Source organism: Methylocystis rosea, from assembly GCF_003855495.1.
Taxonomy (GTDB): domain Bacteria; phylum Pseudomonadota; class Alphaproteobacteria; order Rhizobiales; family Beijerinckiaceae; genus Methylocystis; species Methylocystis rosea_A.
This window is the reverse complement of the sequence record NZ_CP034086.1, coordinates 3,341,534-3,360,822: the sequence shown is the minus strand read 5'-3', so window position 1 is coordinate 3,360,822 and position 19,289 is coordinate 3,341,534. Positions and strand designations below refer to the sequence as shown.

The window sequence follows — 19,289 nt, the reverse complement described above, 5'->3', positions numbered from 1 at the left end:
GGGAGAGATCAGTCCCAGGGATTGACGGTGGGGACGGTCGGCTTCTCCGGCGTCCGCGGGATTTCGACGAAGCGCGGCGCGACGACGAAAGGGCCTTCCCTGGCGAGGCCGGGATTGGCGTCGAGCAGCGCCTCCATGGCGCCGTCCAGCTCCGATCCCATCTGCTCCCTGGCGAGGATGTCGAGCCGCACGGGCTCGATGATCAGGCGTTTCAAAACCCACCTCCCGCATGCTCGCCGATGAAGAGCAATTCGATGGTGAACTCCCAGCGCCAGCCGACGCCACCCGGCGCGATGCGGCGTTCCTCGCGCGAGACGGTCTGGACCGCGACGAGCCCTTGATAGCCGCCGACCATCCCGCTCATCCGGATGTAGGGAACGGGCTCGCGCGCCTTGCAGTGGCGTTTCAGCGACTGGAAATTGTCGAGACCGCCGAAAATATGCGGCCGACAGGCAAGATGGAGGGTCTCGATATGATCGCCGCCCGACGTCGGCTGGTAATAAGGATCGCTGTCGAAGACGGGGTGACGCGCCCAGTTGGCTTCCATGATCTCGCCGAAACCGAGCGGCGTGATGCCGATCACGTCGACGATCGCGGAGCCGATTAGGGCGATCGGTTGCGACATCATCAGCCTATGTCGTGAAGGGCGTTGTCGCGCGCGCTGCGGATGCGGCGATCGAGCGCGGCCAGCTGGCGGCGCATGGCGCCAGCGTCCTTGACGCCGTGGAAATGCGCGGTTCCGATTTGAATGGCGCCGCCGCGACCGAGCCGCGACTGCTTTCCTGGCGTCGCTGGCGCGCTTCCGCCTGTCGAACCGCCGCCGCGGCGAGGCGCGCCTGTTAATGTGGGATTGACGCGCGTTCCTGAGGTCGGAGCGCCAAAGTTCTGTAGCGCGCGCATGGCGTTGGCCGTCTCCTGCGCTTTTTGCTTGAGGGCTTCCATCTGTGCGATAGCGCCGGCGCCGTCGACGTTCGGCCTCACCGTCACATTCAGCTTTTGCAGCGCGTCGTAGAGATCGTTAGCCTTGGCGACGCTCTCAGCCGCCGCCTGATTGATTTGCTGCGCGTCGATATGAGGCGTCGCGCCCTCGATTTGCGAGATCATCGGCGCGGGCGCCTTGACCGGCCGATCGAGGCGAAGTCGCCGCTCATACGCCGCAAGCGACTCGCCAGTGCCGGTTCTGGCGCGCTCCTGCGCCTCGATTCTCGCGCGCAGATCCGGATCGTTGACCACGCGCCTGGCTTCCGCCGCCGACAACGTTTCCTTGCCTGCCTTCGAAAGGATCCTGTCGGCTTCCGCAGCGCGCTCCCAGCGCTCCGCCGCGGCCTGCCATTTCTCGGAGGCATCGCCGATGGGCTTCAGCGACCAACGCATCAGCCCGTCGCCGATTTCGGAAACCAACGCTTTTAAGCGATTAAGGCGGTTAGCGGTCGTGTCGAGATCAATCTTGAGATTCTGGTCGAGCGAGCCCTTCCATGAGCCGCTGGCGAGCATCTCAAGGTTCTTGCGGATTTCGGGCAGCGCCTGGCCGCTACGCGCCGCCTCGTCCCACCATTCCTGTCCGAAGATTTTCACGGCCGCTGAAGCTTTTTCGGAGCTTTTCTCCAACCGGTCCAGTACGTCGAGGATTGTCTTCGTCGCGTTCGTCTTCATGCCCTGCTCGACCTGTTTCAGGGTCAAGCCGAGCATCCTGTAACCTTCCGCGGCCTGTTTCGCGCCGCGGCCGCCTGACGCCGCCGTGCGCATTTTCGACGAGAAGGCGTTCCAAAAGCGCGCAGCAACCTCTTCCTGCATGCCGATCGAATTGAGCGCCGTCGTCACCGCAAGCGACGTGTCGAGCGGAACGCTGGCCGCTTTCGCAGCGCCGGCCGCACGCTGAAACATCTCAACGATGTCCTTCTCTGCGGAGGCCGAGGAGTCGCCGAGAGCGTTCACTTTGTCCGCAAATTCTTCAAGCTGCGGAATGGTCCACTGCGTCTGCGCTTTGATTTTCGCGAGACGCTCCGACGCCTCTTTCGGCGCGACGTCCCAGCCCGTCGCCGCTTTAGCGGCGAGCCGCATGAACGCGCCCAGGTCCTTGTAGGCAATTCCAGCTTGCCCAGCCATGGCGGTCAGCGCCGCCGTATCGGTCCGCGCCATGCCCATTTCGCGCGATACCTTGTTGATCGCTCGCTCGACATCGAGCCAGCTCTCGCCTTGATCGAGCGTGACCTTCTTTTTCACATCGGCCATCGCCTTTTCGAAGTCGATCGCCTGTTTGGTTCCATAGGCCATCGCCGCGCCGACTGTTGCGACGGTTCCGCCGACGGCCGCGCCAACAGCCACGGCCCCGCCCGCGCCGACGAGATAGCCGGCTCCAGGAGAGACCTGCGAGGCGGCTTCCGCGAAGCCTTCTTTCAGCGCGGCCTTTCGCTTGGCCACGGCGCCGCCAAGCGCGCCGGCGGCGAGAACGCTTCCTCCGCCAGAAGCCGCTGCGCCGAGCCGGACCTTTCGATCGGCCGCGCCCAGCGCATTCGTCGACTTCGTCAGCCGGTCAACGGAAGCGCGCGTGCGATCAATGCCGCTCGCGCCCGTTCCGATCGCGCGTAAGCCGGTCGCGGTCTTGCCGGCGGACTTGGCGCTCTTGTCGAGCGCGCCGCCGAGCTTCACGCTCGCATGCCAAGCCTTGTTGAGATCGCCGCCGAAGCGGCCTGTCGCGCGCCCGGAGAGCCTCGATGCGCTCTTGCCGAAGTCGGCGAGACTCTTCGTCGCCGCCTTCAGCTTTCCTTCGCCGTCGGTGAGGAATTTGAGCCTTACGGCGACGTCGAGATCGGCCATGATTTTAGCTCCTGCGTCGCTCGCTCTGCGCCGCCGCAACCGCTCGCGCCGGTTCCCGTCTCACATCAATTTCGTCATCAGCTCGTTGAGCAGCCTGATCTGCGCGCCGGCGCCGTCCTCATCCTCGATCTGCTGTCCCTCGAAGACGTTGCGGATCACTTCGTCGAGCGGCATGCGCAGCACGCGGCTCCAGGGCTCGTTCATGAAGCGGCACGCCAGGAGGCCGATGCGCCGCAGATCGGACCAGTCTACGGAGAGGCGCGATCCTCCTCGGTCAGGGGCAAGAAAGGGAGGCAGGCCTTTGTGACGCGATCGGCGTCGGTAGCCTCCATGCCGCGGATCACGGGCGCCGACAGTGCGGTCATCGCCGCAAACAGGTCGATTGAAGTGACCTCGCGGCCCGCTTTCTGCGCCTCTTCGTTGACACGGAGCGCTTCGGCGAAGATGAGCCGGCGGATCGAGACTTTCCGCAGCCATTCTCCCTTCCAGCGGAAGGGATGGTTCAGCGGAACCTCCTCAATCATGCCCGCCGGATCTTCGAATTCGAGGATGGCGACTTCCGCCTGCGACTGGGACGGGCCGGCCGGAGCGCTCGCTTCCCTCACCTCGCCCTCGGCGCCATCGGGAGGGAGCGGCACTTGCGCAAAATCGGCTTTCACGGCGCTTTCAACGCCACTTTTGGCATCGTTCACAGCGCTGTCCCTCCATTGATCGCGAGATTTGCCGCCATGTCGGCGAAGAGCGCGGCTCCGCCGATGACGGTCGCGCCCGGCCCCATGAATTGATCGAAGCGATGCACCACGACGGCGTCGACGATGTCCTCGTAGTAGACGATGCTGGAGAACTCATATTCGGTCATCGACGATTTGACGCCCTTGCGGACATCCGCCTTCACCGAGTTCAAGAGGCCTTTCATCGTGATGATGCGGCCCTTGTTGGCGCCAGTCCGGAAAGAGCGCAGATTTTCGTAGTAAGTGGCGGTGACATAATCGCCGGGCTGTTTGCCGCAAAGCCCGCGAATGCGCGGATCGTCGCTCTTGAGTTTGATCGTCGCCTTCAGCGGCTGCATGTCCTCGGGCCAAGCGACGCCCATCATGTGGCCGCCCGGCGTGAAATCCTCGGTCTGAAACGTCAGCTCCGGCAGGGTCACTTCGTCGAGCACGCGCCAAACATTGAGCTGGGCGAAATACCAGTTGCAGCCGCGAACGATGTTGTCCATCTGTCAATCCTTTTCGCGCGCGGTCAAAGAGTTCCCGACACGTTGTATTGCGCCATCGCCGCTTGAATTTCAGAGGCGAGAATGTCGAAGCTCTGCTCGCGCCGGCCGGTGTAGATCTGCAGATCGACAAGCGCCGGGCTCTCTTCCCAATAGGCGTTGAAGACGAGGCCGCCGACGCGCAGCACCGCGTTGGAGTTCTGATCGCGATCCCAGATCACGTCGAAGCCGGGCAGGATCGCCGGCTCGGGGAGCGACGCCAGTTCGCCGAGGAAGTCCATCACCGACTGGCGCAGAACGACGACGAGATTGGTCCCGATATTCTGGCCGAGATAGCGAACGAGCGTGCGCGGAATGACCTCGCGGATCGCCTTGCGCGTGCGCACGACATTGATCAGCCGCCACAGCGGATCGTTGGACGTCGTGAAGAAGCCCCAGAACATCTTGCCCTGCGGCGAATTCACGCTGCGCGAGGTGCGGTTTTTTTCCAGCTGCACGATCGTGTTGACGCCGCGCTGCAGGAGCCAGTTATGCTCGCTGTCCGGGTCGGTGTAATTGCACTCGACGGCGCGCGAAGGCCCGAGAATGCCGAGCGGCTGATTGCCGGGATTGTAGTAAGGCCCGCCCATCTGCTTGTCGGTCTTCGCCATCAGCGCGGCGATATAGGGGGCGCTCGCGCGGGTGACCGGCAGGCCGGCTTCCGAGACGCGCGCGCCCTGGCCGCAGCAGATGACGTTGAGCGTATCGGCCCAGTCCGCCGCCCATTCGGCCGCCACGGTCTTATCGGCCGAAGGCGTGTCGGCGATCGCCAGCGGCGTGATCAGGCGCTCGCAGATGGCGTCGAAGGCCGCGATGATCGGATTGGCGGCGTCGCCCGGCCGCAGATGTGCGAAGTCCGGAGCGATCAGGAGATCGGGCACGACGCCGGTCTCGCCCTGCGCCGCCATCATCGCCCAGGCGCCGGTCTTGGCGACGGAGTCGCCAACCATCTTCGTCATCTTCTGATCAGCGGTGTCGGCGACCAGAATGTCGGGCACATTGGCGACGATCGAAGCAACGATGCCGGAGTAGTTGCAGGCCTCGATAAGTTGCTTGAGCGTGCCGGTGCCGGCCGCCGTGACCATCTCCGTGTCGCTCGTCGTGAAATGGACAGGTGTGTCGACGGGGAATTTCGAGCGGTCAATGCCCGTTCCCGGCGTGAAGACGCCGCCGATCGTCGACATGTCGGCGATGAGAAAAGGAACCTTGTCGGCCCGGTCGAGGAACGTCCTCACGCCGACATTAGGGGTGGTCGCAGGCATTCAAAACCTCGCTTGCAAAACCTTGCTTGACGCCCGATCAAACGCGCCGCACCCTACGAGGGCTCGCCGTCGTGTTTGGCCACGAAATTTTTCATGAGGAGAACGGCGTCAGCTAGTCGCCCTGGACGGTGATCATCTCGGCGTCTTGCCAAATGATCCGGTCTCGCCAGATTTGCGGGCGCGCCCAGACGTAAGTCTGCGAGCATTTTTGGTAGCTCTCGCGGATGGCGACGAACATCGCCGGCCAGACCGTGCTGGCGTTGATCGCGTCCTTGTTGAAACCGCTAAAAAACTGCGTCGTGTCCGGCGTGTAGCCGAGCGTCGTGAAGGCGGTGTCCCAGGTCGTCGCGTGACGGGCCCAGTCCCGACCGATGACCCAATCGTAATCCTCGATCTGGAGCACGTCGTATTCCGGCGCCTCCCAATAGGAGATTGGCAAATTGACGATCTCGAGCATCGGGTACGAAAACACCTGCGGCGTATAAACCAGGATCGCCGTTTTGACGGCTGGATGCGCGGTCTTCACGGCGTCGCGGATGTAATTGGTCGATTGCCCGAGCTTGTCGCCCAGCCAATTGACGAAAGCCGTCTGCTCTGGCGAGCTGAAATCCGCCGTCACGCTCGTAAGATAAGGCATCGGAGCATAGAGCCCCGTATCGGCGTTATAGGCGAGCAGCGTGGCGTAGTCGTAAAAGCATGGTCCGCCGCCGCCCTCGACATAGGAGTTATCCCACCACCACGGCTCGCCGATCTGGAAATAGGCCTCGCCGCCGAGCGCGATGATGCGTCCGACCAGATAGTTCGCGACGCCTGCCAAATAGTCGAGTGCATCGGTTCTGCACGGCGAGATAAACCGGCTTGGCGGGTCCCAGCCGGACTCCCCTGGGGCGCCGGCATGATCGCGCTGATACCAGTCGGTTGGCATCAAATAATGGATGATCTCATAGGAGACCGAGACCACGATCTTCTCGAACCCTTTGGCGACAAGATTGACGACGAGATCGTCCCACCAGGCGCGGGCCGCCGAATTGATGATCGGCTTGCCGATATCGACGATGAAACGCTCTTCGCTCTCCGACCAAGCGACCGCGTGATGGTGCGAGAGCCCAATATAAACATTATACCAGCCGCGGTAGCCGAGATCATGGGCGGCGTCGACGATGCGCTTTGGCGCAAGGTGATAGGAGTCGTCGTAGCCGTCTGTCATGCCGAGCCTATGCGGCGCGACGCCGGCGCGCCATTTGAAGAGATCAGGACCTTCGACGCTGATGTTGCTCATGGACAAATGGGCGATGACCTCTTCGGCGAGCGGCGTGAGAACCGGCGGATCGGCCGGGAGTTCGTAATCCTCTGGGATGAGCGAGAGAAACATCCGCTTGACGCTTGTCCAGTCGACAGGCTCCGTCCCTTCCCAGCCGCCGCCGACCTGCGAGAACTCCAATTTGATATGTCCGGACATGCCGTCGTCGGCCATGTCCGTCGCATAGGCCGCCGGACGCACATAGCTTAAAGACCCGTCAAGGTGCTCGACCGTGAAGGTCGGCGGGCGTTCAGAGAGCATGGAGGCGACGCCGACCATCTCGAAATCGAATTCGAGAACGGCGCCGCTGAAATCGTGGGCGCTCTCATAGCGGCACAGCGGATGCGAGATCGTGTCGTCGCATTCCCAGATCAGTCCCACGAGGTCATTGGTGGAGCGAAAGATCAGAGCGACCGTCAGCGCATCCTGCGCGGGCGTCGTCAGCGCCGCCGACGCCTCCACGTTGGAATTAACGGTCCAATATTCTGGCTGAAAGCGACGCATGTCAGACGCGGGTTCCGGCGAGCGCGCCGAAGATGCCTGAGATCACGTCGAGGCTCGCCTGCGTGACGATCTGCAGAATGTCTCCCGTCTCGAACTGCAGACTCTCGCCGTCGCTGGTCGAGATCGTCGCGATTGTTTCACTGGCGGCGAAGTCGATTGCGCCAACCTCGTCGCCGTTTTTGAGGATACGAAGCATGTAAGCCCCGTGCGGGGCGACGAGGCAGCGAAACTGCGATCCCGCAAAATTTGCAGGGAACGCCACGCCGACGACAAAGACTTCGCCAAGCACAAGCGCATTCGGCGACGGGATGCCAGGGTAGGTCAGCCGGATCAAATGCGGATCCGGGGTATTATAGGCCTTTAGCGAGTCGAGGATGTCGAAGAGCGTCTCGCGCAGGATCGGCGAGGGATCGATCGACGCGCCATGCGCAAGCAGATGCGCGTCGATATCCGCCTTTATTTGCGCGATGGATTTCGCCGTCATTTCTTCCGGCCGAAAATGTGGATTTTGCCCGTCGCCAGATTGCCGTTGTCGACAAAGAACTTCATGCCGGTGACTGGGTCCGTCGTCGTGTTTCTCGACGCCGATATATCGACAATCGCGCTTTGCCCGCTGTCGGAATAATCGCCAAAGCCCGTCTGTCCAACGATGCGCTTCACATTCGCCGTTTCGGCAGGATTGAAGAAGCGAAGAAAGCCGCTTAGCCCTACGCCCCCACTGTTTTTCAACCGCGGACTCGTCGCGCCGGAGAGGTCGATATACGCCGTTTGATGCGAGGCGATCGAGCCGGCCGCATTCGTCAAGCGCGCCAGGCTGGAATAGCCGTCGATCATCCAATAGCCGCCGATCTGCAGCTCCAACTTCAGATTGGCGCCATCGTTCGCCGGAACGAGATTTTCGAGGACGATCTCATAGTCGTCGAAGTCGGAAGTGAAGTGAGTCGTATCGGCGAGCTGCGCGACGTCCGCCGCGGTCAATGTCGCAAGCTGGATCCATGGTCCCGCGGGCAGAACGGCGGCGGTGCCTGGCAGTCCGCGCTCGACCATGCTGAGAATGGTCGCGGCGTCCGTGCCGGAGATGTCAATTATCGGCTCCCATGAGGCGAGATCCTCATAAGCCGGCGCCGGTCCTGGCAACCCGACCTGCGAAACGCCGCGCCTGAAGTTGAAGACGAACTGTCCGAGATTTTTGGGAAGGCCGTCCGACATAAACGAGATCGGCGAAATAGCTATCGGTCAGATCGGCGATGAGTTGCTGCGGCGCAAGCAGGGCGAGAACCGCCTTCCTGGCCGGCGCGTCAAAGGCGATGACGCGTAGATTGCCCGTCTCGCTCGAAAACGCGAACGCCGGCGCGCCTGTCGCGATCGTCCTGCGCCGCAGCTCCATCTTCCATTCGCCGGCTGGCGGCATGGCGTAGCCAGGCATGCGCACCACAATACTGCGGGAAATCGCCTCATTGTTGGAGAGGTAGATGCGTCTCATACTCACGACGGCCAGCCTCCTTCGATATCGATGGCCGAGAACGCCTGTTCGTCTGGCGCCGCCTGGATCTCTTCGGCGAGCGCCGCCTCGCGATCGAAGCACGCCTGCACATGTGCTCGGACGGCCCGCGCGATTGCGATGATCTGATCCCGATCGAGGGTCACGAAGCCCTGGTCGGCGATCTTCCACTGGACCGAATAGCTGGCGTCGAGCGTCGCCGCGAGACATGCGCCAACGAATTTCGCCTGAGATCTGTCATCCGTCGCCACAGGGGAACCATTGACGCTGATGCCGCCTGTCTCCGCGCGCCAACGGCGATCCGCAAGCGCCTGCAGAGCCGTTTCTTTGAGCTTCGCTAGCGTGTTTGCGGGAGCGGGCGTGTTTCCGAGCGCGGCCCAGGCCTGATATTCGGCCCAATCATCCGCCATCTCGGGGCCGATGATCCTGCCGTCGGCGTCGCGCACGACGGCGTCACTGAGAGGTCGCGCTGTGTAGGTCATTTCTTCCGCCCAAAGAGATAAATCTTGCCGCTCGAAATGTTGCCGCTCGACATGTAGAGCTGCATTTTGGTGATGGCTCCCGGGCCGCCTATCCACGCTCCCGAAAAGGCGATGAGGGCAGAACCCGAGACGCTGCTATCGTAAAAGCTGTTTTGCCCGAAGATCCGCTTGAAGTTCGCCGTTTGGCTCGGATTCAGGATGCGAAGAAATCCGCTCAATCCACTTTCGGCGGCGTTGTCCATTCGCCCGCTGCTACCGCTCAGGTCGATCGCGGTCGTGACGTGCGGGGTGGCCGAGCCCACAGAATTGGCAATGAGCGAGATGTTCGAATAGTCAGTCGTCTTGTATGCGCCGCCTGAGAAAATCTGCGCCCGAAAGTCAACAGCGTCAGTCGCCGGACGAATGTTCTCGAAGACGATCTCGTATTCATCATATGTGTTGTCGAGCGGCGTCACCTCCAATGCGGCGCTGTTGCTGGCGACGAGCGGCGCGTCGATGAGCACCCACGCGCCGGCCGGCAGATCGACGGGATTGACCGCGTTCTGCGTCGCGAGCGAGCCGAGCCCCAGATTTGTCTGCGCCTGAGTTTTTTCGCCGGCGCTCAGCGCTTGCGCCGCATCGAAGCGCAGGCGTGCGGCGAGAGCGGCGGTCACGGTCGACGCGAAATTGGCGTCGTCGCCGAGCGCGGCGGCAAGCTCGTCCAAAGTGTCGAGCACGCTGGGCGCGGAAGCGACCAGCGCGGCGATGGCCGTTTTCACAAAGGCGGTCGTCGCCAGTTTGGCCGAATTGTCGCCGGCGGCCGGAGTCGGCGCCGTGGGGGAGCCAGTAAAGTTGGGCGAAGCGCGCGGCGCCAGGAGCGCAACAGCGGCGACGAGATCGGCGAGAGCGGCGGCGGACGCCTTGGACGCGATCTCAGCGTCCGACGTAAAGCGCATCGACGGCGTGACGGAGATCAACGTCGCCGGAATGGCCGTCGCTAACAGAATGTTGAGGAAGGACTCAATCTGCTGGGCATGGGCCTGCGCCTGGGCGGCGGTCGGCGCGATTTCGTTCTGAACCGCCGCGATCGCCTGACCGACTCCAAGATTGATCAGGTTTTGGAACGAGGCTTCGAGCGCTTCCCGCGCACGGAGACGCTCGCCGATCGACGTCATCGCAGCGTCCCATGACGCCTTGTTCAGCGTCATGTTGGCCGGAGCGGCGTAGTCGTTATCTGGGGTTGGCAGAGACAATGGCGTCGGCCCCTTCTTCATCGACAATGGCGTTGAGCGTCGCGCCCGTCATCTGATGCTCGCCGAGCGGCTTGATGCGGGCGCGGCCAACCATCACCGTGCGGCTGAGCCGCACGTCGTAGATCGTCTCCGGGTCATACGACCCGGCCGAAGTCGCGCCGCCATGCGCTTGCTGCGCCATTGAAGCCTCCTTAAAGCGCGTAGACCGCGCGGTTCTGCAGGAAGGGAATGTCGGTCACTTCGGTCGTCGTCATGTCGAGCCGGTAGCGCGCCGTCGTTGTCGAGGGCACGGTGAACGTCGCGAGGATGCGCCGGCGCAGTCCATTATCGGAGTCTTCGTCGGTGATCGTGGTCACGCTCGGCGTGTAGATCGTCGCGCCGATAACGAGCTTCGGCGCCGCCGTATGCTTCACTGGCTCGAAAGCGTCGATTACGGAATCGGTCTGCACCGTCGTCGTCGCGACGCCGAAATTGATGACCGCGCTAATTGCGACGAAATCTCCACGGTTGCGGAAGGTCATGCCGCGCGCATAGGCGTCGAGCACGAGCGCCGGCTGCAGGTCCGTCGTGCCCATGAAGACGGCGCGAAGCTGAACGAGCGCCGGCAGGCCGTTGAGATCGTCGGCGCCGTCGGCGTTATCGAGCGTGAGCGGTCGCCATTGCGCGTTCGGGATCGAGGGAACCTTGATTTCCCAGGCGAGCTTCGTCCCCGCCGCCTCCCATCCGGCGTGCAGCAGTCGGATCTCGGTCATGCCGCCGTCGAGCGTGAGCGGCTGGAAGTCGAAGGTCGTGCGCGTTCTGGCGAATTTCGCGCAATTGAGGCGGAAGGCGAAGTCGCTGTCCGTCAACGGCTGCGCCCACACGCCGTCGGAACAGATGAAACGCGAGCCTTGCGCGAAGGCGTTGCCGGAAACTGTCGCCAGCGCATGATTGCCCGTCGTGACCGTCACCCAGGCGTAGCGCTTGCCGCCGTCGAGCAGCGTCGGCGCCAGAGCAAACTTGTTCCATCCGAGGACGAGGTCTTCAGGCTGCTTTTCGACCCGCGCAATGACCGCGCTGAAATTCGGCGCGCCATGTTCGAAGCACTCGCAGACGAGCAAATGCACCGGCCCGCTCGCGGCCTTCAACGTGAAATTAAGATCGACGCTGGTGAGCACGGATGGCTGAGTATTGAGCCATTGCTGCCCATGGATCGAGCCGTTGAGACCGACCGTCGAGGTCACATATTCCCAATAGGTCTCGATGATCTGACGCGTGATGATCTTGCGGACGCTGATCCATCGATAGATGCCGTGGCCGCTCGGCGCCGCGGCGATGATTTCAAAATCCTCTCCGCCGTAGCTGAATATCGCTCCGACGTTCTTGCCGATCGAGTAATTCGCCCATTCGGCGACGTTCTCGCAAGTTGTCACCGTCGGGCCATATTCGGTGACGCTGCGCGACAGCGTCTTCTGGATGGCGTCGACGATCGTATGGACCGCGCCGGCAATATTGACCGAGCCGCCGTCGCCGGCGACTTCAAGCCGCGTTTCCTCCGTCCATTCCGGCAGGAGGAGATTGCCGCTCTTCCTGATGTTCGACGCCTCATCGTCGATGAGCGCGAGTTGCATGTCGCGTTCGGCAGCGTAGGCGAATCGCACGCCTTCGTGCACGCGCGCGAGCCAGGAGGCGTGCACATGGTCCCATTTGTCGCCGACCAGACCCGGATCATAATCATAGGCGAGCGCCTCGGGGGGGACACTGGATCCGACCAGGAGCTGCGCAATCGAACGCTTCATCTGCCGAACGATCGCCGGCGACGGGATATCGCCGAGGCGCGCCTGAATGTTGGCGATGTCGGTCTTGATCGTGCGAACGGACGCCGAGATTTGGCCGATCTCGCCCTCGACGCTGACAAGCCGTCCCTCATGCTCGTAGAGCGTTTTGACGCGCGCGGCGTGATTGGGCTCGATCGCGACGACGCCGATCGGCGACAGCTCGACCCAGGCGATGCAGCAGCGATTCGCTGGAATCGCCGGCTTCAGAGGGGTCGGCGATGTCGCGCCGAATGCGACAGTGAAATCGATTTTGCGCTTTTCGACCTTCGGCGCCTGCTGCGCGATGGTCGCCTCCGTCTCGGCATCCGTCTCGAACAGGCGCTCCTCAGTCGTTGTTTCTACCGCGCCGTCCGCGAGGAGGGCGAGGAAGCGATTATCGCCGGCGACGATCGGCAGATATTGCTGAATGTTGATCGTCGTCTGCACGGCGTTGCGATAGAGCTTGCCCTCGGAAAAGAGGGTGCCTGGTGAAACGATCAGTTCCAGCGCATTGGGATTGGAGACGGTGAAGTCCGCCCAATGGGTGGGATAGTCGATCGCGCCGGCGACGAGCGCGTCTTCAGACGCCCGAGCGTTGAGGCCGATGTTCGTCCAATCGTCCGGTTCGGCGACTTCCGCCTCGTTGAATTTCACGACATCCATGTCAAAGCCTCGTGCGCGAGATGAACTGGCCGAGCGCATATGTCCCGTCGAGCGGGACGCCGTCGGCGACGGTGATTTGCCGCTTCGTCTGGAAACTGACGCGATATTCGGTCTCGGGCGCCTTCGCCGCACGCAGCGCCGCGCGCGCACGTTTGAACTTCTCACGCGAAGGCGTGCGGCCGGCGTGGCGGCCGAGCGCCGCGCGCCCATAAACGAAGCCCCTGCGCGGCGTCGACGTTTCGACGTAGACGAGGTAGCGCGCCATGAAGGGCGGATGGCGAACCGTCGTGCGGCCGATCACGGCGCTGCCGAAGACGAAGTGTTGCGGATAGGCCTTGGCGTCGATGAGAGTCGCGTCAACGCAGTCAAGCAAGGCAGGGACAGCCGCGCGCGTCCCGATCGCGAAATTGAGCGCCGGCGCTTCGTCGACCACGAATCGCTTGAGTGCTTCCGGCCAATCGGGAAACCACAGCCGCACCCCATAGTGGACGGCGAGCCAGGGAAGGAAGGCGACTGGCGTCCGCGCCGCTTCAACGATTTCTTCGATCGGAACCGGCAGAACGTCGGACATGCCGGCGGCGACCGCCTCTTCAAAGGCTCCGCGCGCGCCGGGAAGGAGTTCGCCGACAGAACTCATGTTTTGGCTCATGTCTGCGCCTCCGCATCGAGAGCGACGTTGCGCAGAATTGGGATTGCGTAGGGATTCGCGGAGACGTCAGTGGCCGGCGCCGTCGCGCTGGCGCGCAGCACGCCTGGACCATAGGCGGCGCCGGCGAGCGAATTGACCGGCACGAAATCGCCAATCTTCATGCGCTCCTTGGCGCTGGCGCGAATGCGCGCTTCGGCTTCGCTCGTGACCGCGGTCAGGTCAGGCCCCTTGGCGACGACGAGGGCGCCGGCGAAATCATAGAGCCTGCGCTGGGCTCTCAGGCAAATGACCGAGACGGCCTCTGGCTTTACGTCTTCCGCGAGCAGGCGATCGCTAACGGTAAACATTTCCTCGTCAGTAAGATCGCGACCGTCGGGTCCGGCGAGGACGATGTCGATGTCGCCGCGGCGGCCGTGAACGGCGCGTCCATTGACGGCGGCGTGATGCAGAATCGGGAGCGCCGTATAGGCTTCAAAAAGATAACGCTCGCGCGTGCCGGCCGCCGGGCGCGAAAAGGCGAGCAGATAGCGCAGGAGGAGCCGTTCGTCGGACTCCATCACCGCGGGTATAGACTCGGTCGCCGGGATGACGGCGAGACGCGCGATATTGACGCGCGCGACGACATTGTCGAGATCGTCGCCTTTGGCGAGCGGCGCGAGCACGGCGCGCACCGCATCATTGACGCGCGCGCGATCAAGCAGGCGCAGATATGACCACGCCTCGCTGGTGATGACGGCCGGATCAGTTTCGAGCGTCTGGACGTCATACTGCGGCAGGCTCGGATCGATGGCGCGCGCGGCAGCCCAGACCGCGATAAAACGCTCCATGAAGGCCGATTGCAGCGTTCCATAGTCCAACGGCTCGATGGCGTCCGGCGCCGGAAGGCGGGAGAGGTCGATCGTTTCGGCGGAGAGGACTATCATTGCATGGTCCTCAAAAGTGCGTAGCGGTTTTGAGATGAGGCCATGCGCATTAGGCCACGCCCCGCAATTCGGCGACGGAGAGCGGCAGGTTGAGATCGACGCCCTCGACGATCGCGTAATTGCCGAAACGGCCCTCTGGGTAATAGGACCCCTCGAACAGCACGCCGAGAGCGCCGACGCGGTCGAGCACGACGAGCTGCAGGCGGCGGATGCGATATTCCGGCTCGTAGGCGTGCACGGCGACGATGACGTCGCGGTAGAAGCGCGCCGCCAGCGCCGCTGAGATATTGCGGCCGATGTGGCGCGTCGGATTCATGCCGAAGTCGAGCAACATGACGCGCTCGGTCGGGATCGTCATCACGATTTTGATAATCGATTGCTCGAGATGGGCGCGACCGGAAAGCGGCCTGCCTGTTCTCGCGTCGATCCCGTTCCGATAGCGAACCATGCGAACGCCTTTTAAGAGGCCTTTTCAGCCTTCGGGTTTTTGGGTTCTTTCTTGAGCGCGATCGTTTTCTGCGCCAGCTCATATTCGGCCTCGGCGTCGAGAAGCTTCAGCTCAAAGCCGACTGTCGGCCGCGCAGGCTTGCCTTCCTCGTAGACAGGCGGAACACGTCGGCCGGCGACGACGAAGCCGGCGCGTTCGGTGGTGACATAGGTCTTCGGCTCTTCGGGCGCTTGCGGATTCTTCATCCTCTCCTCCTTCACGCGCTGGTCTCGATGAGCGCGAGCGGGTTGATGTAATAAGTCGTGTCGCCGGCGACGAATTTGATCTTCTGGATGCTCTCGCCGTGGATGCGGGTGGTCTTGCCCTTAATCCGCGCTTCGTCGGCCTCAGCTTCGAATTTCTTATCGCCCTTGATCGAGATCTCGTCCTTCCTTTGCTCTACGCTCGTCTTCTCGGTCGTTGACGTGATCTTTTCCTTCGTCTGCGCGACGCTCGTTTTCTCGGTCTTGCGCGTGAGATTTTCTTGCGTCTGCGACACGCGGGTCTTGCCAAACTCGCGCACGGCCTCGTCCTTGCCCTGGCCTTCGGGCCGCTTCAGCTCATCGTCGAAAGCAGAGGGAAGCGCGTAAGACGCCGCGCCGATGATGCCCGAAGGCGAATGCAGTCGCATGCGGTCGCCGACGGCCGGCAACGCCGGAGAATTCTTATAAGCGCCCGAAGAGTTGGAATGCGGCTTGACCCAGGGCGACAGGATTTTCTTGCCGTCCTCGTCGGTCCCGAGTTCGAGCCGCACTTTCCACTTCTCTTCGTCGCGCTCGGCGACATGTCCCTCGACATGAGAAAGCGCCAGGCGGCGATTGACGCGCACCGACTCGCGGCGCAGGCGGCGGAGCTCGGAGGCGTAAAGATTCACGCGTCGCCTCCGGTGAAGAAGTTCGCCGGCGCGACATGGAAGAGCGTCTGTTTCCAGGTCACGGCGTAATAGACGACGCCTTGTGCGACGGCCTTGATGGTGAAGAGCGGCTTCGCTTCGGCGTCTTCGGGCGGCCCGACGTCTTCCATGTCCCAACGCGTGAAGTCGTCGTCGGTCAGCGACAGCAGCAGGCCTTCGCAGATGGCGAGCGCCATTTCGTCGCGCTCGACGCGTCGACCGCCGACGAGCAGATCTTCCGTGACCACATAGGCGGTGAGGTCGACGACGAAATCATCGGCTCCGGAGAGCCGCCCCTCCGGCTTCGTGCGCGTCGCCGCCACGGCGATCGACGGAGGGTTGAACGTTCCCTTTTCGAGCACGTCGCTGATGTCGAGCTTGCCGAGATGCGACTTCACGTCGAGATCGACGAAGCGCGACTTCAGCCTCGAAACGATGGCGTCGCGCAATCCCTTGACGCGGGCATTGACCAGAAGCTCGGCGCGGGTGAGCGTCGTCACGGCAGGAGCCTCCCGAAATAATCAGTGACAAGCTCCTTGATCTCTTCGGCGTCTTCCGCCGACACGCCCACGAAGGGACGCGCCGGGATCGTCACCTTCTTGGCGAAGACGCGCTTGGCGCCGAGCATGAAGACGAGGCGGCCAGCGCTTTTTGGCGTAATGACCGCGCCTTCCTGATGGACATGCGCAAATTCCCAGGCCGCACCCCATTCGCCGCTCGTTCCCGATGAGGTGGAAGCGATGCTGTCATGCAGATGGCGGCCAGTGCGAAACAGGATTGGCGTGCCTTCCTTATTCGGCGACCATTTCGTGCCGTCAGGACCCGGTCCGCCGCTCTCGATGCGCTTGCGCGTCTGGTTTTCGCCAAGCTGCACGATCTCTTCGACGAGCGGGGCGGCGTCGAAGTCGGAAAGACCCGTCACCAGCGCGCTGATCGCGGCGAGATCATGCTTGTCGACTTCGATTTTGACGCCGAAGTCCATCACCAGTCCCTCATGGAGGCGCGCGAGAACTGGCGCTCGGGGGCGACGACGATCGCTTCGCCTGGCGAGCCCGTCGTCGGCGCGCCGTCGACCGACCCGCTGCCCGAGGAGTTGAACGTGAGCGAGCCCTTCTTGCCGGAAGCGACGCCCTCTAACCGCGTGACCGCGATGTCGTAGCGCGTCTTGATCTCTTCGGTGGAGCGCGCAAACGTCACGGCGACGCGATACATCGCCATGTCGATCGCAAAAAGCTTCAATGCGCCAAGCGACTCGGCGTCGAGATCATTAAGCTGCGCCCTCGTATATCGGGCCTGCAGGATGATGCGGATTTCCATAGAGACGTCGGCAAGAGCCGCGTCGAAGCGCGCCCAGTCCGGCTCGCGTGTCGTCTCATCGGCGCAGAGCAGCGCCGCGTCGCTTGGATAGCGCGCTTGGACGTCGTCTTTGGTTGCGAAGGGTTCAGCCATCAGATCCTCGGCGGCCAGGTCCAGTAGCTCACCGAATCTTCGGAGGCCTCTTCGAGCTTGATCACGCTGCCGGCGTGACGCGCGTCGGCGGGCTGCAGGACCATGAGATCGAGGATGACGTCGCTGTGGACGCGGGTGATGATCGCCGCATAGGGGCCTTGGCCCATGCCAGGCGTTTGCCTATTGGCGTCCTCAATAAAGTAGTGAACGATGCGTCCAACGGTCGGTTTCATGCGCCTGCCTTTGCGTGCTGTCGTGCGCGGGGCGCGAGTTTGGACGCCGCGCCCCGCGGTGGCTTTTTTGGTCGTCGGCATTTTGGTTGCGGAGGCCAGATTCGAACTGGCGACCTCTTGGTTATGAGCCAAGCGAGCTACCGGGCTGCTCCACCCCGCAGAACTTATTTTCAGTTCCAATCGCCCTCGATCGCGCCGAGGGGCTTCAGCTCATCGAACTGCGCGCGCGTGAGCGTCGCCGTCTCGCCGGGCGCATAGGTCTTGGCGCCGTCGACGACATTGAAGACGGCGACAAAGCTCTTGCGCTCCGGCTTCGGCGGAGTCTTTGCCTCCGGCGGCGGCGACGGCCGATTTTCCGTCGCCGGGCTTTCCGCTTGCGCGGCGGAGTTCTCCGCCGAAGCCGGAGACTGGTCGGGCGCCGTCGCGCTTTGCGGCTTCTTGGCCATGTTCGCCCCGCTTTAAGAGATCGCGTTCTGGATCAGCGCGCCGGCCGCTTTGCAGACAACCAGCTCGTTGATCGTTTCGCCGACGCGAACGACGTTGCCGCCCTTGAGACCGATATTGGAGTCGAACATCGTGAAGGCGAGCCGCCCGCCAAACTGAGGCGAGAAGCCCCAGGTGACAGCGCCCTCGTCCACTCTCTGAATGCTGCTGTCGAGATAGGAGAAGCTGATGTGCTTGCCCCAGACGCGCTGCATATTGGCCGGCTGGCCTTTACGCGCCGTGTTCACCCAGCCGGCGCCGATCAGCAAGGACTTTAGCTCGAAGTATTTCGTGAATTCCTCGCGCGTGATTTTGCCGGCCCCCTGGGTCGTGCCCTTGATCGCCTGAACGAGCTTTGGCTGCTTGCGCAACTTCTGCCAGACGCTTTCACTCATCGTGCAGGTGTTCGGCCTGAAGATCATCACCCCGTTGAGGGCCTGATCAATCTTCGCCTCCGGATCGCCGGTATCGACGTCGAAGCGATCGGCCGCATTCGCCAGAGCAATGATATTCCCTGCGTCGTAGCTCGCCGCGGATTGCACCTTCGCCGCCACGCGAATTTCGCGATCAAGTTCGACGAGCTTGGTCAGCATCTGCGTCGCGCGCGCCTCGGGATCATAGGTCGAGAGCTTCTGCTCGCGCTGCGCCCGAGCGGCGTCGATGTCGGACTGTGGGATCGGGTCCTGCAGACCATAAGTTTCGACCGAGCCGTCACGCTCTTCGCCGGAGAATTCGACCTCGCCGACCTTGCCCTTGCGGCCGACTTTGGTGTCCGGGACCGTGAAACCCTCGGCGAGAGGATATTCCGTCCACTTGAAGGTCTCGCCGCCGACCCCGACGCGCGGCATCGCCTGATCGGCGATCAGCGAGATGTCCGGATTGGCATATGAAATGGCGATGCCGGTGAGCACCGGATTGACGACGAAGGGGCGGTTGGGGGCCATGCGTGCCTCGAAGAGTTAGGAGTTAACCGCCGCTCAGCCGGCGATGACGGAAGGCGCCACGAGATAGGGGAAAATGTCGCCGGCGACGGCGGGAACGAGCGCCTTGCCGATGACATGGCGCGCCGCTCCAGCGGCGAAGACCGCAGGAACCGCCGCGCCATTGGCGTCGGTCGTCAGCAGATCGCCGGCCGCGATCACGCCGCCGGCGACGACCTCGTGAACCCCGCCCATGGCCACGTCGACGACCTGACCGGCCCCAGTCGCGGCGAGCGCCAGCACGCCGGCGATCTTGTCGGTCGCCGCCGTCGCCGGCGCGACCTCGCCGCGGTTGGCCGTGAATTTGACGATCGTCTTGTCGCCGGCGGCGCCGGTGATGGTGAAGCTCTTGAACCAGGCGTTGGCGCTCATATTCGCTGT

The 19,289-nt window shown here is 63.0% G+C and carries 27 protein-coding genes and 1 tRNA gene; all 28 read right to left on the bottom strand.

From position 1 onward, the window contains the following. Nucleotides 1-8: 8 nt before the first annotated feature. The gene (locus EHO51_RS16345; protein ID WP_124739767.1) at nt 9-215 is read right to left on the bottom strand and encodes a tail protein X; all 207 of its coding nucleotides are present in this window, start codon (nt 213-215) and stop codon (nt 9-11) included. Beyond that, nucleotides 212-628 (bottom strand): phage tail protein, encoded by a 417-nt coding sequence (locus EHO51_RS16340; RefSeq protein WP_124739766.1) that lies wholly within the window; start codon nt 626-628, stop codon nt 212-214. Before EHO51_RS16340 ends, EHO51_RS16345 begins: the two co-directional genes overlap by 4 nt. Further along, nucleotides 628-2,817, bottom strand: a complete 2,190-nt coding sequence (locus EHO51_RS16335; protein ID WP_124739765.1) for a phage tail tape measure protein — start codon at nt 2,815-2,817, stop codon at nt 628-630. The genes EHO51_RS16340 and EHO51_RS16335 overlap by 1 nt, the downstream gene beginning before the upstream one ends. 60 nt (nt 2,818-2,877) lie before the next feature. Continuing rightward, entirely contained in the window at nt 2,878-3,021 is a 144-nt protein-coding gene (locus EHO51_RS20575) for a hypothetical protein (protein WP_154451532.1), read from the bottom strand. 44 nt (nt 3,022-3,065) lie between these two features. Continuing rightward, the gene (locus tag EHO51_RS16330) at nt 3,066-3,509 is read right to left on the bottom strand and encodes a hypothetical protein (protein WP_124739764.1); all 444 of its coding nucleotides are present in this window, start codon (nt 3,507-3,509) and stop codon (nt 3,066-3,068) included. Next, entirely contained in the window at nt 3,506-4,036 is a 531-nt protein-coding gene (locus EHO51_RS16325) for a phage major tail tube protein (protein ID WP_124739763.1), read from the bottom strand. Before EHO51_RS16325 ends, EHO51_RS16330 begins: the two co-directional genes overlap by 4 nt. Before the next feature lie 23 nt (nt 4,037-4,059). Next, the gene (locus EHO51_RS16320) at nt 4,060-5,334 is read right to left on the bottom strand and encodes a hypothetical protein (protein ID WP_124739762.1); all 1,275 of its coding nucleotides are present in this window, start codon (nt 5,332-5,334) and stop codon (nt 4,060-4,062) included. 112 nt (nt 5,335-5,446) lie between these two features. Then, nucleotides 5,447-7,138, bottom strand: a complete 1,692-nt coding sequence (locus EHO51_RS16315) for a non-contractile tail sheath protein (RefSeq protein ID WP_124739761.1) — start codon at nt 7,136-7,138, stop codon at nt 5,447-5,449. A 1-nt stretch (nt 7,139) separates the two neighbouring features. After that, the gene (locus tag EHO51_RS16310; protein WP_124739760.1) at nt 7,140-7,622 is read right to left on the bottom strand and encodes a hypothetical protein; all 483 of its coding nucleotides are present in this window, start codon (nt 7,620-7,622) and stop codon (nt 7,140-7,142) included. Then, nucleotides 7,619-8,347, bottom strand: a complete 729-nt coding sequence (locus tag EHO51_RS16305) for a hypothetical protein (RefSeq protein WP_124739759.1) — start codon at nt 8,345-8,347, stop codon at nt 7,619-7,621. Before EHO51_RS16305 ends, EHO51_RS16310 begins: the two co-directional genes overlap by 4 nt. Then, nucleotides 8,250-8,627, bottom strand: a complete 378-nt coding sequence (locus EHO51_RS16300) for a hypothetical protein (protein ID WP_124739758.1) — start codon at nt 8,625-8,627, stop codon at nt 8,250-8,252. The genes EHO51_RS16305 and EHO51_RS16300 overlap by 98 nt, the downstream gene beginning before the upstream one ends. Further along, complete coding sequence (locus tag EHO51_RS16295) at nt 8,624-9,121, bottom strand: DUF4376 domain-containing protein (protein ID WP_124739757.1); 498 nt, start codon at nt 9,119-9,121, stop codon at nt 8,624-8,626. The genes EHO51_RS16300 and EHO51_RS16295 overlap by 4 nt, the downstream gene beginning before the upstream one ends. Further along, nucleotides 9,118-10,353 (bottom strand): hypothetical protein, encoded by a 1,236-nt coding sequence (locus tag EHO51_RS20710; protein ID WP_205788975.1) that lies wholly within the window; start codon nt 10,351-10,353, stop codon nt 9,118-9,120. The genes EHO51_RS16295 and EHO51_RS20710 overlap by 4 nt, the downstream gene beginning before the upstream one ends. Then, nucleotides 10,331-10,534, bottom strand: a complete 204-nt coding sequence (locus tag EHO51_RS16285; RefSeq protein WP_124739756.1) for a hypothetical protein — start codon at nt 10,532-10,534, stop codon at nt 10,331-10,333. Before EHO51_RS16285 ends, EHO51_RS20710 begins: the two co-directional genes overlap by 23 nt. Nucleotides 10,535-10,544: 10 nt before the next feature. Further along, nucleotides 10,545-12,812, bottom strand: coding sequence for a hypothetical protein (locus tag EHO51_RS16280; RefSeq protein WP_124739755.1), 2,268 nt, complete (start codon nt 12,810-12,812; stop codon nt 10,545-10,547). Nucleotide 12,813: 1 nt separating this feature from the next. After that, nucleotides 12,814-13,461, bottom strand: coding sequence for a phage tail protein I (locus EHO51_RS16275; protein WP_124739754.1), 648 nt, complete (start codon nt 13,459-13,461; stop codon nt 12,814-12,816). Then, nucleotides 13,458-14,384 (bottom strand): baseplate J/gp47 family protein, encoded by a 927-nt coding sequence (locus tag EHO51_RS16270; RefSeq protein WP_124739753.1) that lies wholly within the window; start codon nt 14,382-14,384, stop codon nt 13,458-13,460. Before EHO51_RS16270 ends, EHO51_RS16275 begins: the two co-directional genes overlap by 4 nt. Nucleotides 14,385-14,433: 49 nt before the next feature. Continuing rightward, nucleotides 14,434-14,832, bottom strand: a complete 399-nt coding sequence (locus EHO51_RS16265; RefSeq protein ID WP_124739752.1) for a GPW/gp25 family protein — start codon at nt 14,830-14,832, stop codon at nt 14,434-14,436. 11 nt (nt 14,833-14,843) lie between these two features. Then, complete coding sequence (locus tag EHO51_RS16260) at nt 14,844-15,077, bottom strand: hypothetical protein (protein WP_124739751.1); 234 nt, start codon at nt 15,075-15,077, stop codon at nt 14,844-14,846. Between the two features lie 11 nt (nt 15,078-15,088). Next, complete coding sequence (locus EHO51_RS16255; RefSeq protein ID WP_124739750.1) at nt 15,089-15,745, bottom strand: hypothetical protein; 657 nt, start codon at nt 15,743-15,745, stop codon at nt 15,089-15,091. Further along, nucleotides 15,742-16,263: a hypothetical protein gene (locus tag EHO51_RS16250; RefSeq protein WP_124739749.1), complete on the bottom strand. Its 522-nt coding sequence runs from the start codon at nt 16,261-16,263 to the stop codon at nt 15,742-15,744. The genes EHO51_RS16255 and EHO51_RS16250 overlap by 4 nt, the downstream gene beginning before the upstream one ends. Beyond that, nucleotides 16,260-16,745 (bottom strand): phage virion morphogenesis protein, encoded by a 486-nt coding sequence (locus EHO51_RS16245; protein WP_124739748.1) that lies wholly within the window; start codon nt 16,743-16,745, stop codon nt 16,260-16,262. Before EHO51_RS16245 ends, EHO51_RS16250 begins: the two co-directional genes overlap by 4 nt. Continuing rightward, nucleotides 16,745-17,212 carry a phage protein Gp36 family protein gene (locus EHO51_RS16240; protein ID WP_124739747.1) on the bottom strand — a complete coding sequence of 156 codons (468 nt, stop codon included), beginning with the start codon at nt 17,210-17,212 and terminating at the stop codon, nt 16,745-16,747. The genes EHO51_RS16245 and EHO51_RS16240 overlap by 1 nt, the downstream gene beginning before the upstream one ends. Beyond that, a complete protein-coding gene (locus tag EHO51_RS16235; RefSeq protein ID WP_124739746.1) occupies nt 17,212-17,445 on the bottom strand; it encodes a hypothetical protein in 234 nt (77 codons plus the stop codon). Before EHO51_RS16235 ends, EHO51_RS16240 begins: the two co-directional genes overlap by 1 nt. 83 nt (nt 17,446-17,528) lie before the next feature. Further along, nucleotides 17,529-17,605 (bottom strand) — tRNA-Met (locus tag EHO51_RS16230). A gap of 10 nt (nt 17,606-17,615) precedes the next feature. After that, complete coding sequence (locus EHO51_RS16225) at nt 17,616-17,891, bottom strand: hypothetical protein (protein WP_124739745.1); 276 nt, start codon at nt 17,889-17,891, stop codon at nt 17,616-17,618. Nucleotides 17,892-17,903: 12 nt separating this feature from the next. Beyond that, entirely contained in the window at nt 17,904-18,872 is a 969-nt protein-coding gene (locus EHO51_RS16220) for a capsid protein (RefSeq protein ID WP_124739744.1), read from the bottom strand. Between the two features lie 33 nt (nt 18,873-18,905). Continuing rightward, nucleotides 18,906-19,280 carry a DUF2190 family protein gene (locus EHO51_RS16215; protein ID WP_124739743.1) on the bottom strand — a complete coding sequence of 125 codons (375 nt, stop codon included), beginning with the start codon at nt 19,278-19,280 and terminating at the stop codon, nt 18,906-18,908. Between the last annotated feature and the right edge of the window lie 9 nt (nt 19,281-19,289).

Excerpts from the sequence above, each read along its gene's own strand:
- EHO51_RS16275 (WP_124739754.1), bottom strand. The coding sequence starts at position 13,461 with ATGAGCCAAAACATGAGTTCTGTCGGCGAACTCCTTCCCGGCGCGCGC.
- EHO51_RS16310 (WP_124739760.1), bottom strand. The coding sequence starts at position 7,622 with ATGACGGCGAAATCCATCGCGCAAATAAAGGCGGATATCGACGCGCAT.
- EHO51_RS16240 (WP_124739747.1), bottom strand. The coding sequence starts at position 17,212 with ATGGCTGAACCCTTCGCAACCAAAGACGACGTCCAAGCGCGCTATCCA.
- EHO51_RS16320 (WP_124739762.1), bottom strand. The coding sequence starts at position 5,334 with ATGCCTGCGACCACCCCTAATGTCGGCGTGAGGACGTTCCTCGACCGG.
- EHO51_RS16305 (WP_124739759.1), bottom strand. The coding sequence starts at position 8,347 with ATGTCGGACGGCCTTCCCAAAAATCTCGGACAGTTCGTCTTCAACTTC.
- EHO51_RS16315 (WP_124739761.1), bottom strand. The coding sequence starts at position 7,138 with ATGCGTCGCTTTCAGCCAGAATATTGGACCGTTAATTCCAACGTGGAG.
- EHO51_RS16265 (WP_124739752.1), bottom strand. The coding sequence starts at position 14,832 with ATGGTTCGCTATCGGAACGGGATCGACGCGAGAACAGGCAGGCCGCTT.
- EHO51_RS16280 (WP_124739755.1), bottom strand. The coding sequence starts at position 12,812 with ATGGATGTCGTGAAATTCAACGAGGCGGAAGTCGCCGAACCGGACGAT.
- EHO51_RS16285 (WP_124739756.1), bottom strand. The coding sequence starts at position 10,534 with ATGGCGCAGCAAGCGCATGGCGGCGCGACTTCGGCCGGGTCGTATGAC.
- EHO51_RS16225 (WP_124739745.1), bottom strand. The coding sequence starts at position 17,891 with ATGGCCAAGAAGCCGCAAAGCGCGACGGCGCCCGACCAGTCTCCGGCT.
- EHO51_RS16335 (WP_124739765.1), bottom strand. The coding sequence starts at position 2,817 with ATGGCCGATCTCGACGTCGCCGTAAGGCTCAAATTCCTCACCGACGGC.
- EHO51_RS16245 (WP_124739748.1), bottom strand. The coding sequence starts at position 16,745 with ATGGACTTCGGCGTCAAAATCGAAGTCGACAAGCATGATCTCGCCGCG.
- EHO51_RS16260 (WP_124739751.1), bottom strand. The coding sequence starts at position 15,077 with ATGAAGAATCCGCAAGCGCCCGAAGAGCCGAAGACCTATGTCACCACC.
- EHO51_RS16215 (WP_124739743.1), bottom strand. The coding sequence starts at position 19,280 with ATGAGCGCCAACGCCTGGTTCAAGAGCTTCACCATCACCGGCGCCGCC.
- EHO51_RS16220 (WP_124739744.1), bottom strand. The coding sequence starts at position 18,872 with ATGGCCCCCAACCGCCCCTTCGTCGTCAATCCGGTGCTCACCGGCATC.
- EHO51_RS16325 (WP_124739763.1), bottom strand. The coding sequence starts at position 4,036 with ATGGACAACATCGTTCGCGGCTGCAACTGGTATTTCGCCCAGCTCAAT.
- EHO51_RS16235 (WP_124739746.1), bottom strand. The coding sequence starts at position 17,445 with ATGAAACCGACCGTTGGACGCATCGTTCACTACTTTATTGAGGACGCC.
- EHO51_RS16340 (WP_124739766.1), bottom strand. The coding sequence starts at position 628 with ATGATGTCGCAACCGATCGCCCTAATCGGCTCCGCGATCGTCGACGTG.
- EHO51_RS16270 (WP_124739753.1), bottom strand. The coding sequence starts at position 14,384 with ATGATAGTCCTCTCCGCCGAAACGATCGACCTCTCCCGCCTTCCGGCG.
- EHO51_RS20575 (WP_154451532.1), bottom strand. The coding sequence starts at position 3,021 with ATGAACGAGCCCTGGAGCCGCGTGCTGCGCATGCCGCTCGACGAAGTG.
- EHO51_RS16295 (WP_124739757.1), bottom strand. The coding sequence starts at position 9,121 with ATGACCTACACAGCGCGACCTCTCAGTGACGCCGTCGTGCGCGACGCC.